At 39.2% G+C, this 12,360-nt stretch carries 16 protein-coding genes; 2 read left to right on the forward strand and 14 right to left on the reverse strand.

What is annotated here, in order from left to right:
• The 3 genes from COD92_RS28870 to COD92_RS28880 form a co-directional block, all read right to left on the reverse strand.
• The gene (locus tag COD92_RS28870) at positions 1-798 is read right to left on the reverse strand and encodes a serine/threonine protein kinase (RefSeq protein WP_098529408.1); all 798 of its coding nucleotides are present in this window, start codon (positions 796-798) and stop codon (positions 1-3) included.
• Between the two features lie 12 nt (positions 799-810).
• Positions 811-990, reverse strand: coding sequence for a hypothetical protein (locus tag COD92_RS28875; RefSeq protein ID WP_098529410.1), 180 nt, complete (start codon positions 988-990; stop codon positions 811-813).
• A 186-nt stretch (positions 991-1,176) separates the two neighbouring features.
• Complete coding sequence (locus COD92_RS28880; RefSeq protein ID WP_098529412.1) at positions 1,177-1,350, reverse strand: YozD family protein; 174 nt, start codon at positions 1,348-1,350, stop codon at positions 1,177-1,179.
• A 166-nt stretch (positions 1,351-1,516) separates the two neighbouring features.
• Here COD92_RS28880 and COD92_RS32370 point away from each other — a divergent pair, with 166 nt between their 5' ends.
• Entirely contained in the window at positions 1,517-1,684 is a 168-nt protein-coding gene (locus COD92_RS32370) for a hypothetical protein (protein WP_176541152.1), read from the forward strand.
• Here the strand turns inward: COD92_RS32370 and COD92_RS28885 are convergent, their stop codons facing one another.
• The 11 genes from COD92_RS28885 to COD92_RS28935 form a co-directional block, all read right to left on the reverse strand.
• A complete protein-coding gene (locus tag COD92_RS28885) occupies positions 1,685-2,380 on the reverse strand; it encodes a hypothetical protein (protein WP_098529414.1) in 696 nt (231 codons plus the stop codon).
• A gap of 130 nt (positions 2,381-2,510) precedes the next feature.
• Positions 2,511-2,732 (reverse strand): YozE family protein, encoded by a 222-nt coding sequence (locus tag COD92_RS28890; RefSeq protein WP_098529469.1) that lies wholly within the window; start codon positions 2,730-2,732, stop codon positions 2,511-2,513.
• A 139-nt stretch (positions 2,733-2,871) separates the two neighbouring features.
• A complete protein-coding gene (locus COD92_RS28895) occupies positions 2,872-3,156 on the reverse strand; it encodes a YokU family protein (protein ID WP_098529416.1) in 285 nt (94 codons plus the stop codon).
• A 12-nt stretch (positions 3,157-3,168) separates the two neighbouring features.
• Complete coding sequence (gene kamA / locus COD92_RS28900; RefSeq protein ID WP_098529418.1) at positions 3,169-4,608, reverse strand: lysine 2,3-aminomutase; 1,440 nt, start codon at positions 4,606-4,608, stop codon at positions 3,169-3,171.
• Between the two features lie 129 nt (positions 4,609-4,737).
• Entirely contained in the window at positions 4,738-6,132 is a 1,395-nt protein-coding gene (locus COD92_RS28905) for a sigma-54 interaction domain-containing protein (RefSeq protein WP_098529471.1), read from the reverse strand.
• 62 nt (positions 6,133-6,194) lie between these two features.
• Complete coding sequence (gene ablB, locus COD92_RS28910) at positions 6,195-7,049, reverse strand: putative beta-lysine N-acetyltransferase (RefSeq protein WP_098529419.1); 855 nt, start codon at positions 7,047-7,049, stop codon at positions 6,195-6,197.
• A 180-nt stretch (positions 7,050-7,229) separates the two neighbouring features.
• On the reverse strand, positions 7,230-8,504 hold the full coding sequence (locus COD92_RS28915; RefSeq protein WP_098529421.1) for a peptidase: 1,275 nt from the start codon (positions 8,502-8,504) through the stop codon (positions 7,230-7,232).
• 31 nt (positions 8,505-8,535) lie between these two features.
• Positions 8,536-9,201: a 3-oxoacid CoA-transferase subunit B gene (locus COD92_RS28920; RefSeq protein ID WP_098529423.1), complete on the reverse strand. Its 666-nt coding sequence runs from the start codon at positions 9,199-9,201 to the stop codon at positions 8,536-8,538.
• The gene (locus COD92_RS28925) at positions 9,186-9,878 is read right to left on the reverse strand and encodes a CoA transferase subunit A (RefSeq protein ID WP_098529425.1); all 693 of its coding nucleotides are present in this window, start codon (positions 9,876-9,878) and stop codon (positions 9,186-9,188) included. Before COD92_RS28925 ends, COD92_RS28920 begins: the two co-directional genes overlap by 16 nt.
• Positions 9,879-11,234, reverse strand: coding sequence for an aspartate aminotransferase family protein (locus COD92_RS28930; RefSeq protein WP_098529433.1), 1,356 nt, complete (start codon positions 11,232-11,234; stop codon positions 9,879-9,881).
• Between the two features lie 169 nt (positions 11,235-11,403).
• On the reverse strand, positions 11,404-11,580 hold the full coding sequence (locus COD92_RS28935) for a YjcZ family sporulation protein (protein ID WP_098529435.1): 177 nt from the start codon (positions 11,578-11,580) through the stop codon (positions 11,404-11,406).
• 119 nt (positions 11,581-11,699) lie between these two features.
• Here COD92_RS28935 and COD92_RS28940 point away from each other — a divergent pair, with 119 nt between their 5' ends.
• Positions 11,700-12,296, forward strand: a complete 597-nt coding sequence (locus COD92_RS28940) for a DUF502 domain-containing protein (RefSeq protein ID WP_098529437.1) — start codon at positions 11,700-11,702, stop codon at positions 12,294-12,296.
• Positions 12,297-12,360: the final 64 nt, after the last annotated feature.

The raw sequence follows: 12,360 nt of genomic DNA on the forward strand, positions 1-12,360 counted from the left end.
CTAGATACTTAGCTTTTCTATATCTACTCTCAGCTGTGAGCAGTCGTCATATGCAGGCTCAATCTGTAAAAGTCTTCTAATAATGTGTTTTGCCCAGGATGAAATTTCTAATTCTTCTTCCCAGCTTTTTTCCTTTTCGTGCCGCTCAAAGGAAAAGTTGGAATACAACAGAAACAATAGGAAATGGCCGAGTCCATAAAAGTCAGCCTGAAAATTAATTCCTTTTCGTAAATCTAATCCTTTTGTTCTTTTTATACCTTCTTTTTCCTGCCGTAAATATCTCCCTAACCCCAGGTCAATCAACCTGACCTTCGACCCATCAAAAATGACATTCGGAATCCGAATATCTCGATGGATAATATCTCTGCCATGCAAATATTCGATTAGGGTCAATAATTCATCAGCAATTTTAAAAGCCCCTTGCTCAGATATTGTCAAGCCCTCAGAAAAAATAAGCTGTTCAAAATTTTTCCCATCAATATACTCCATTGTATAAAAAGGAATTTTATTGTAGGTTCCATCTTCGAAATACTTAGGGAATCCCGGATGATGAATGGATTTTAATAATTCCTTCTCCAGTTCAAAGCCTTTCCTGCCTGATTTTGTGATTCTTTTATGAATCCTTAATGCTTTTAATACCTTATTCTGCTGGGTTAAGAGATCCATAACTAAATAACTGTGCCCATAGCTGCCCATTCCAAGATGTTTGATTATCCTAAATTTCCCGGCAATTGTTTCGTCAGATGATAATGGTCTTTCAAACAAATTAGAAAAGAACAAAACAATCCTTTTAAACATTTAAACCCCTTTTTAGCTGCTAAAAAAACTAGACAAAAAACTGCCGCTTTTATGCTTTTTTTTGTAATGATGATGTCCATAGTGACTATGTTTATGGTGATTCATTTTCTTCCACACATCACTAGAAGATGAGTATTTGTGATGATTGTTTAATTTTCCGCTTATAAGAGATTTAAGGATTTTCTTTAACATAAAAACCCCTCCTTAGGTTCGTAATCATATATACGAGGCAAACAAATAAAGGTTTCGTCAAAAACAAAAAAATAATCCAAATCTCATAGGAGTTACTATACATGTTGATTACAAACAAAAAGCGAGCATCATGCTCGTCTTTTGCCATATCTATCATTAACGAGGTAGACTCTTTTAATTAGGTAGTTAGTCATCCTCTACTTCTTCATCAATAATACTCTTTTCAATTAGATATTCGAAGGTTATATCTGCGAGTTCTTCTAATTCTTCTTCGCTAGGAACGTAACCCCGCTTCACCAGCTCATGAAAGAAAAATTCGGCAATTTCTTCTGTATCAATAAACACTTCGATTTCTCTCATAGCATCGCCCCCTTTTTAGAGAATGTATGATGTACATGGCCTTTTCATGCTAGTTACTTTGAAAGGATTTCCACTGTTTCCATCTTAATAAAGTTCCAATAAATTTATGTCTTTTTTTGAGTGGACAAGCATAGGATGAAAAAAAAGAAGTTGATGAGGTGATAGAATGTCAAATTTCAAATTGAAGTTAGAGGCATTTATTGAAGATGTAAACAAGGAGGATGGGTACACCCTCCAACTATTTGAGAAGTTAACTAACACCATGTTTTCTTTAATAAAATGGGCCGGCATTCCCTTTGTCCTTTATTTATTGTTTGAGATTTCAAGATGGTAGTTACACATGGCTTTTGCCATCATTATTTACCAGGCTTTCTAGTTTCCTAAGGATTACCCGCATTACTTGATAGTATTCTTGGTCTTGAAACATTTCATATAAAATCCGGTAATCATTAAATATGTCCAATAAGTTATCGATTAATTCCTTTTTTTCTTTTTTTCGTTCAATTTCCTCAAATTCGGCCTTTCGGACCATTCCTTGAACCTTAGGTGTTTTTTCAGTTTTTTCTTGCTTATTGACTAAGTATAGGAGACCCAGCTTTTGGATGAAGGTATCAGCATTCTCGGCATCAGCGACTAGGGTTAATTCCTCTTCGCCGGCTTCAAGCCATTCTCCATCACTAACCCGAGATAGTTCGTAAATAACATCTTCCCAAGCATCTTCTTTATAACGCCAAATTTCCGTTCTAAAACCGACTACCTTAAATAAATCAGCGCCATATCCACTTACTTGAACTAAGTCACCGAAAAAGAATTTATACTCAATATCAATCTGCTCTTGCTCTACCAAGGTGCCATCATATTCTGAAAGCAATTGAAGGGCTTCTTCTATATAGAGACCTTCACTCTTATTGACTTCATAAACGTAATTGCCGTCCAATAATTTAATATCGGTAACTTTTCCAACCGTACCATAGATGGTGATCACGACGGTATCACCAATTTTATACTTTGGTTTCTTCCTCTTTGCCATATCCTCCCATCCCCTCAAATGGATTGGTCGTGTAGTTTAATTACAATAGTATATGCAGGGTGAAAAATATCGCTCATGACAATTTTGAAATAAAAAAATCGCCAGCTTTGGGCGATTTAAATGTTTTTATTTAACTTTCGGCACTTAGATAATGCTCCCATGCTTCATCAAAGACGGACATCGATTTTAGATACTGTCCATGCATTTCCAAGTATGAACTTATTTGGTGGTAATCTTCCGATGTTTTTGGAAACCCATGATCCAAAAACGCATTATTTGCAAAAGCACTGATATCATCTTTCGGTGCAGGATGTCTATATTTCATTAAAAAATGATAAAATGATTTTCTCATACTTTCTAACGCCTTTCTTGTCCAATTCGGAAACGAGTCATTTTTCTTATGAATTACTATAACGGATACTATTCGTATCGTCCAGTTGGAATTACAGGAAACCATAATAAAAAACAGCCTTTTTAGGGCTGCTCTTATGTTAACTTGAAAAGTCAAAATAATTCCTCTTTAATAATCTTGGAATTTTCATTAATTCCTCGTAGGAAATCACTTTTCCAATTTGTTTACAATTAATTAAAAACAATTGATCTTCTATTTCTTTTACAATGCTCTCACTCTGATAGGTCATATTACAGTCACAGCAATGCTGTGTAGGTGTTTCTTTGATTTCAATTGCACGCGAACCGTCAGGTAATTCCCAGTAAACAGAGTCTGATGTGGCTTTAACATTAGAATTATTGCACCATTCGCATTGAATTTTCACTCCATACACCTCCTACTCCTTAATTGGTTTAATTACTTGGTTTGTATTTTCACCTAAATTATTTCCCTTTCCTTTTTCCGTCATTGCTTTAAACTTCTTTTCCTTTAATTCATCCCGTTTACTCCGCTTATCTTTTAACGAAGAATGAGCAGGGTCTTGAATGTATTGTTTACGGCGATTGAGCCTTGATAATCCTTCAGGTACTAAATTGAAATGCTGGTCATTCATAATTCCGGCAATCCCTGCAAGTGACTTTTTGTCTGCCATATCAGGGTATACTTTTTCAAAGTATTCATCAGCTCTGCCAGGAACATAGTTTTCAGGCTCCGGATAGGAGGTAATCACACCTTCAAAATTTCGGAGCACGACCTTTTCCGGACTCTGAGAAATTAAATAGTTCGGCTGCAGCGCAATTTTCCCGCCTCCACCTGGAGCGTCGACGACAAAGGTTGGCACAGCATATCCGCTCGTATGGCCGCGCAACCCCTCGATAATTTCTAGTCCCTTGGAAACAGGAGCACGAAAATGCCCGATTCCCTCTGAAAGGTCACATTGATAGATATAGTAAGGACGGACACGGATTTTTACGAGGTCATGCATGAGCCTTTTCATGATTGGAACGCTATCATTAATTCCTGCTAGAATGACAGATTGGTTTCCAACAGGTACACCGGCATTAGCCAGCATTTCACAGGCTTTTTTTGAGTCCTCGGTAATTTCAATTGAAGTATTAAAATGGGTGTTTAACCAGATTGGATGGTATTTTTTCAAAATATTGCAGAGGTTTTCAGTAATCCGCTGCGGGAAGACCACTGGTGCCCTTGTTCCGATTCGGATAATTTCCACATGGTCAATTTCACGTAGATTTTTCAAAATATATTCTAAAATATTATCATTAATCAACAGTCCATCCCCGCCGGAAATTAATACATCGCGAACCTCCGGTGTTTGTCTGATGTAGGAAATAGCAGCATCAAGCTGTTTTTTAGGCACACCCATGCCAATCTGACCCGAAAAACGTCTTCTCGTACAATAACGGCAGTACATCGAGCATTGATTAGTGACTAGAAAGAGCACCCGATCAGGATAGCGGTGTGTTAGTCCTGGTACCGGTGAGTCCTCATCCTCATGTAAGGGATCTTCAAGATCATATTTCGTTTTGTAGATTTCTTTAGAGATCGGTACCGATTGCATCCGAATCGGACAGCGGGGATCATCTGGATTCATTAATGAAGCGTAATAGGGTGTGATATTTAAGGGAATGGTTTTAGTGGAAATTCTTACCCCCTCTTCTTCATCTGGGGTTAAGTTGATTACCTTTTTTAAATCATCGACTGTACGAATGGTATTGGTTAATTGCCATAGCCAATCGTTCCACTGTTCCTCGGTAACATCTTTCCAAAGTTCTATATCTTTCCAATATCTGTTTGGTTTATATATAAAATGTTTCATATCATTTCCTCCAATCTTGCTTCACTAAATAATATGCAAGAATTGTGCCAACTCTACAGTCAGATAAAAAGCCGATTCCTTGGTTATTTTGATTTTGAGACTCAAAAAAACCGCCGAAAATTCGGCGGTTTAGTGAGGAATTTTTTTTAATTTATATTGAAGAGTCTGCCTTGGTATTTCAAGTAGCTTGGCAGCTTGATTGATATTTCCTTTAGAAAGGTCGAGGGCACTTATGATTAGCTTTTTCTCCACTTCCTCCAAATTCTTTCTTAATGATAGATTATCAGAAGGATGATTATTACCTTTGGCACCAGCAGGATACTGCCTCAGGATAACAGGCAAATCAACAACCCCAAGGTGATTTCCCTCACAAACATTCATCATATATTCTAGCGTATGTTTAAGTTCTCGGACATTTCCGGGCCATTGATATCCAGTTAAAAATATCTCTAGATTTTTTTCCACACCTTGAATCGTCTTACTTAATTGTCTATTAAAATCTTGTATAAAAAAATCAGTTAAGTACATGATATCCTCTCTCCTATCCCTTAAGGGCAAGAGAGAAAAGGTAAACACATTCAAGCGATAATACAGATCATGGCGAATCATTTTCTCTTGGAGTGCTGTTTGTGGGTGTACATTCATGGCGGCAATAACACGAACATTAACGGAAATATTTTGTGAGCTGCCCACCCTGCGAATCATCCCGTCCTCTAATATCCGTAAAAGTTTGGCCTGAAGCTCTATCGACATCGTGTGAAGTTCATCGAGAAAAAGGGTCCCGCCGTCAGCCAATTCAAATAAACCTTTCCGATCAACAGACCCAGTATAACTGCCTTTGACTGTCCCAAAAAGGATGCTTTCCAACAGCGTTTCTGGGATGGCAGCACAATTTTGAGCGACAAATGGACCTTCTGAACGATGGGACTCATGGTGTATACCCTGGACAAACAATTCCTTTCCAGTTCCAGACTCCCCGTAGACAAGAATCGGAGAATCCGATTTTGCCAGTTTCCTTGCCTCTTCCTTAGTATTAATTAATTCCGGGTTGATTGTTTTTATATCATTTAGTGTATACTTTACCTGCTTTGCACGTCTGTTGGGGCTGCTCTTAGAAAAACCTTTTTGTAAGTCTAAAAGTCTTTCTGCAAGCAGCTTCATTCTTGAATAATCCTTGGCAATTTCGACTGCGCCAACAAAGTCCTCCGCAAGAAAAATAGGCAGCGTGGTATTAATGGTATCAATCCTCACTCCGTGCATATTGACATACACCTGAGCTTGATTATAAATGGGCTTTCCTGTTTTTATAACCTTTAAAAGAGTGCTCGACTCTTCTGTCAAAGAGGGAAATGCATCAATTAAATGCTTTCCTAACACTTCCTCTACGTCCATCCCATCATGTTTGGCAGCTATTTCATTGTAGAAAATGGTTTTTCCTTCAGTATTGACAACATGGATTCCTTCATCAATGCTTTTAAGAATGGCAGTCAAAACCTCTTGTGTTAATGCCGTTAATTGTCCTATTTTATTCACCTGCCTGCTATAGCATCTAGTGTGCTGAAAAATTGGCACCGCCAGCCGAAATCTTAGCAGTTTGCCAGATTTTTCACCCACATATTCATATTCTCTAGTTTGTCATAGATGTAGCAATTATTCATGAACCTGCCTCTGTAGGAATATCCCAGTTGAAATAAAGCAGCATTCATCCCAAATGATAAAGCCCTAGCGATGGAATAGGCACAAAAAATTCCATTTTTCATTAAGTCCTTTTCTAGTTCTTGGAGAATGATTTTCATAAGTCCATATTTTCGGTGCTCGATTAACGTTGCACAATCGGTTAATTCAGCATTTTTGTAATAAGCGTTAATCTCTGCAGAGGCGGCACTTACTATTTTTCCCTGATAGGTAAAGACATAATAGATTGTCCCATCCTTCATAGTCTTTTTTACATATTGAGGATCATGCAATGGAGTGGGATAAATTAGAAATACTTGTTTGTATAAGGCGGAAAGCTCTCCAGCGCAGCTTTCATCTGCCTTATTCAATTTATATTCCTTTGGTGGGAATGTTTGATCTATTGTAGGGTTTAATTGATAGATACTCTGAATAATTCCATCCTCGGTAATCCAATGGTCATTCCTTTTGCGTTCAGGCGTAAAAAATTTTGAAAAAAAATGAGCGTCTGAACCTAGAAAATAACGGTCCACCATCGCTTCAGGCTGAAGTCCTGCTTCGACAAACGTTTTAAAGTCTTCACTACGGGCTTTAATGATGAGTTTTTCAGCTTGATACTTCTTAACAAGCTCTTCCACTTTTTCTAATAAAAATTTTGTATTTCCACGGTAATCATCAACCCTGATTCGTTTATTAAAGGGGTCTAAATATACTTCACAAAAATAGTTAGTTTCGTTCACATAGATAGTGGATGCGGTTTGGTTCATATTGTCACTCCTCAACTGCTTTTCTAAAACCCGGAGAATAAATTCTTCAATCGTAGACGAAATGAAAGTCTGGCCGGTATTTAGCCAGACTTAAAATTTCATACTAATACTCTCCATATGCTAGTCTGCATTCGGAATTATCATAATATGATTTTATCAATCAACAAATGAAGGTGCCAATCATGATGATTCCGCGACTTCACACCATCTCAAAATGGTTAGGGCGATTATATTACTTGCTGCAAACAAATCCTCAAGGATAATATGTTCATTAGCATCATGTGCTACTGCCGTTAAACCGGGTCCAAAGACGACAACGGGAGTATGGCCCACAGTTGAGAGGATTCCCCCATCTGTGCCCCATGGACTTGCTTCAATAACAGGCGGTTCTCCTTTAACTTCAATAAAGCTTTTCGTTAATTCATTAATTAACGGGTGGTTAGTCTCGAGACTTCCCGGCTGCCATCTCCCGCCAAACCATTCTAGCTTAAGAGGGTGCCTCTTCAGCCATTCATCTTGATCACAAAGATCTTGCAAACATTTTTCCATTTCCATCTGTGCAGATTGAATACTTTCATCAGGAGATACTCCCATCCTTCCTTCTATTACGGCTGTATCAGGGACTGATGAAGGCCAATCTCCGCTCATCATTTTGCCGATATTAATTGGAATAGGGATAGGAATTTTTTTAAATAGAGGATCAGTAACCCTTGCATTTCTATCTTTCTCTAATTGTTGCAAACTCTGAATTACTATTAGAGATTTCTCAATCGCACTAACACCTTCGTATCTTGTTCCTCCATGTGCCGCTTTTCCAGTTACAGTAATCCGGAACCACATGGAACCCTGTTGTTTTGGAAACATCTTCATGTTGGTTGGCTCAGGAATGATTGCTCCGTCTGCTTGATAGCCTCTTAAAACAGCTGCCAGTGTACCTGCTCCTCCACTTTCTTCTTCAATGACACTTTGAAAAATAACATCCCCTTTTAGCTTTATACCGTTGGCAATAATCGCTTCCATTGCCATTAATAGGGCAACATTCCCTCCTTTCATGTCAGTTGACCCTCTTCCATAAAGATTGCCGCACTCAATTACTCCACTAAATGGTTCATGATCCCAGTTTGACTCATCGCCAACCGGAACCACATCAATATGGCCGTTTAAAATAATCGATTTGCCACCGCCAGCTCCTTTTAAGACTGCGACCAAGTTTGGGTTTCCATCAAAGCTTTGGCGGTCGCAGCAATAGGCCGGGTGGCTTTTTAATTCATCACCGCCAATTTCCCATATGTCGAGTGTTAATCCAAGCTGACGACATTTCTCAATGACAATAGCTTGTGTACTGCTCTCATTTCCACGGGTACTATTTTCTCGGACAAGCAGTTGTAAAAGTCTTGCTGCTCGAGCCCGATTCTCCTTTAACCATTGCTTTACATGGTGTTCATATTTTTCCACTTTTGTTCACCCCTTTAAGCCAAATTCCCCATTAGTACGGTATGTTGCGAATATTTTCACTAACTTTAAATTCACAGCCTGTTTTACTGACCACACTCTCAAGATTGTACGGTGCAAATATTTCGGACAAAAGCAGTCCTTCGTGGGACACCTTAAAGACAGCCATTTCTGTAATAATTAAGTCAACGCATCGGGAGGATGTTAAGGGGAGTGAACATGTATTAACAATTTTGGGGTACCCGTTTTTATCACAGTGGTTCATCACAACGATTACCTTTTTGGCTTTTTGTGCGAGCTCCATTGCTCCTCCCATACCCGGTACTTTTTTACCCGGCACAATCCAATTGGCCAAATCACCATATTGACTCACTTGCAGTGATCCTAGAACGGTAATATCAACCCTTCCCCTGCGAATCATACCAAAGGCAACAGCACTGTCACAGTATGAACCACCACTCATTAGGGTCACTGGAAAGCCGCCGGCATTGCACAAATTCTCATCTTCTTTTCCTTTTCCGGGACTTGGCCCCATTCCCGTAATCCCATTCTCAGCATGAAACATTACCTGTATTTCTCTTGAAAGGTGGTTAGGGACAAGGGATGGAATACCAATACCGAGATTCACCACCATACCATTCTGAATTTCCTCTGCAGCTCGTTTGGCCATTCGGTTTCTTTCGTCTATTCCCATGCCCATTTCCAATTCACCCCTTGGGAGGAGATTACATAGTCAACAAATACTCCGGGTGTGATAATTTCATCCGGATCAAGACTGCCCAATGGTACTATTTCCTCTACCTCTGCAATGGTGAGTTTCCCGGCCATTGCGACAAGTGGATTAGTATTGCGGGCACTTTTGTCATAAATTAAGTTACCATACACATCTGCCTTTTTGGCATAGACAATCGAAACTTCGGCCGTTAAGGCAGTTTCTATTAAGTATTCGTTTCCGTTTAGTACATATCGCGGTTTATCATTGGAGACTATTTCATTGTCCATACCTATGTCAGATAAAATCGCCGGCAGACCAACCCCTCCAGCACGGATTCTTTCTGCTAAGATTCCTTGTGGTGAGAACTCAACCTCTAACTTACCATCATGCATAAGTTGACCCGCGACGGGATTTGAGCCAATATGGGAAGCGATAACTTTCTTTGCCCTGCCACGGCTGACTATTTTACCTATTCCTATGTGGGGGAATCCCGTATCATTGCCGATTAATGTTAGATTTTGAACGCCTTTCTTCAAAATGCTATCAATCAATGTTGGTGGTGAACCCACCCCGCCAAAACCGCCGAACATTAAGGTCATTCCATCGTGAAAAAAATCCATGACCGTTTCAATCGTCGTAATTTTTCCGAATGGATTTTCCAATTAATGTTCACCATCCATTCCTGTACTTATTATTTTTGAAAAAGCTGTAAATGTGTCTTTTAAAAGAAAAACCAATTCCTCAATTTCCCTTTTTGTAATTGTTAAAGGAGGGGAGATAATAATGGCGTCTCCATTTACCCCGTCTATACCCGCACCCGCCGGGTATACTAGGAGTCCCTTGTCTTTTGCAATTTCAATTATTTTTTGTGTTACGGATGACCTTCTCGGGAATGGCTGTTTTATACTTGGGTCTTCAACAAATTCAATGCCAAGCAGCAAGCCCCTGCCACGGATATCGCCAATAAAGTGGAATTGCGCCTTTAATTTCTCAAGTTGGTTTTTCAAATAAATCCCTTTATTATCTACCTTTTTCATAATCTCGTTTTTTTCTAAGTATTCAAGAACAGCCAAAGACACAGCACATGATTGTGGGTTTGCACTTAAGGTATGACCACTCATGACTGACTTTGACCCGGCCAGAATCGGCTCCATGACCTTATCACTTGCTACAGCCGCGGCAATGGGTGCAAAGCCTGCCCCCATTCCTTTCCCCAAAGCAACAATATCAGGTACTACTCCCCAATGCTCGCAGGCCAGCATAGTTCCAGATCGGCCAAAACCAGTCATGACCTCATCCGCAATAAAAAGGATGTCATTGGCCTCACAAATTTTTTTAATATGTTTAAAATACTCCTTTGGGGGCGTAATTGCTCCTCCGGCTGCTCCGATAATGGGTTCGGCAATGAAGGCTGCAATTTGTTCAGCACCAATTCGCTTTATTGCTGTTTCTAATTCATGGGCACACAAGTATTGACAGGAGGGAGCTTCAAGATTGTACGGACACCGGTAGCAATATGGTGGATTTATAGCAGGAAAATCTTCTAAGAGAGGAACAAACCGTGCCCTTCTTCCAGGATGGCCTGACATTGAAAGCGCTCCCATTGTAATACCATGATAACTAACCCATCTTGAAAGAATCTTGTTCTTCGTTCGAACCCCTGTTTCTTGCCAGTATTGGATCGCCATTTTCATCGCTGTCTCGGTTGCTTCTGAACCACTGTTTACAAAAAAGCTCCATTTTAGCTCACCCGGTAGTATTTCTGCAAGTTTGTCAGCAAGTTTTTCAGCGGCTTCACTTGTAAATTGTGAACGATAAACGAAAGAGACTTTTTTGGCCTGCTCTAGCATCGCTTCGATGATCTCCGTTACCCCATGACCTATGTTAGCAGTCACAGCACCTGAAGCGGCATCCAGATATTTTTTTCCTTCCATATCAAATAAATAAACCCCTTTGCCATAATCAATGACCGGGTATATTTCATCTAACATTGGTTTGATTAGAAATGACTTTCCCACAATGGACACCACTTTCTTTATCAAAATAAGTAGGTATATTCCATTGTATGAAGTAATTTTTCATTCTATCATCTCATTTCATCGGGACTGCCAAGAAATATTGCCGTCTGATGAAAATGGCGGAAAAAGAAAGGCTGACCCGCTTTTAGGATCAGCCATTTTCTATTTATCAATAATTCCAGCTTGCGCCAATGATGATTAACAAAATAAATAACACAACAATTAACGCAAATCCGCCAAAGCCGAAGCCTACACATCCACCTACCGGATAACCGCATCCACCTACTGGATAGGCTGGGTAACCGCCGCAGCCATCAATTCCATAACCGTAACCATGATGATACATAAACATTCACTCCTCAAGGAAATTTGTTTCTTTTCATAAGTACTGTATGAACTAGATGCTTGACCTGTATGTGCATTCGCCTATATTATGAAAGACAATGATATTTTGTAGGTGATAGGATGAAAACAGTTTTAAAGAATTTTTTAAATGGCGTTTTAACCATTGTTCCAATTATTCTTGTTATTTATGTGATTTACAAGACCTTTCTATTTTTGGACGGCATTCTAGGCAACTCTTTAAGGCCTTACCTCAAGGGTGATTACATTCCCGGATTTGGTCTGTTAACCACGGTTATCCTTATTACTGTTTTAGGCTGGATGTCTACTAAATACATAACAGGAAAAATCATTAAACTAATTGATTACTTACTTGAAAAAATTCCTGTTGTTAAAACCATTTATTCGGTTATAAAAGATACTGTTCAATCCTTTCTTGGCGATAAAAAGGCTTTTTCTAAAGTGGCGTTGGTGATAATCCCAGGAACAGAAATGAGAAGTATTGGGTTTATTACATCAGAGGAATTGGAAGATTTTTATAGTCCATTAAAGGATCATGTAGCCGTCTATATTCCGCAAACGTTTCAGGTTGCTGGATTTACCTTTTTAATCCCTAAAGAGCAAGTGGAAATTATAGAGGTGAAGGCTGAGGATGCAATGAAGTTTGTCCTCTCTGGTGGGATGACTTCCACATCAAACCAAAAGTCTGAGGAAAAGTAATTCTGAATTCGAAAATAAGAAAAGCGCAAGCGCCTTGGTCAGCCCCGATATAGGGCGACTTGTC

This window comes from Bacillus sp. AFS037270 (assembly GCF_002585305.1).

Coding starts and splice junctions, on each gene's coding strand:
- COD92_RS28870 (WP_098529408.1), bottom strand. CDS start 798: ATGTTTAAAAGGATTGTTTTGTTCTTTTCTAATTTGTTTGAAAGACCA.
- COD92_RS28875 (WP_098529410.1), bottom strand. CDS start 990: ATGTTAAAGAAAATCCTTAAATCTCTTATAAGCGGAAAATTAAACAAT.
- COD92_RS28880 (WP_098529412.1), bottom strand. CDS start 1,350: ATGAGAGAAATCGAAGTGTTTATTGATACAGAAGAAATTGCCGAATTT.
- COD92_RS32370 (WP_176541152.1), top strand. CDS start 1,517: ATGTCAAATTTCAAATTGAAGTTAGAGGCATTTATTGAAGATGTAAAC.
- COD92_RS28885 (WP_098529414.1), bottom strand. CDS start 2,380: ATGGCAAAGAGGAAGAAACCAAAGTATAAAATTGGTGATACCGTCGTG.
- COD92_RS28890 (WP_098529469.1), bottom strand. CDS start 2,732: ATGAGAAAATCATTTTATCATTTTTTAATGAAATATAGACATCCTGCA.
- kamA (WP_098529418.1), bottom strand. CDS start 4,608: ATGAAACATTTTATATATAAACCAAACAGATATTGGAAAGATATAGAA.
- ablB (WP_098529419.1), bottom strand. CDS start 7,049: ATGAACCAAACCGCATCCACTATCTATGTGAACGAAACTAACTATTTT.
- COD92_RS28920 (WP_098529423.1), bottom strand. CDS start 9,201: ATGGGCATGGGAATAGACGAAAGAAACCGAATGGCCAAACGAGCTGCA.
- COD92_RS28935 (WP_098529435.1), bottom strand. CDS start 11,580: ATGTATCATCATGGTTACGGTTATGGAATTGATGGCTGCGGCGGTTAC.
- COD92_RS28940 (WP_098529437.1), top strand. CDS start 11,700: ATGAAAACAGTTTTAAAGAATTTTTTAAATGGCGTTTTAACCATTGTT.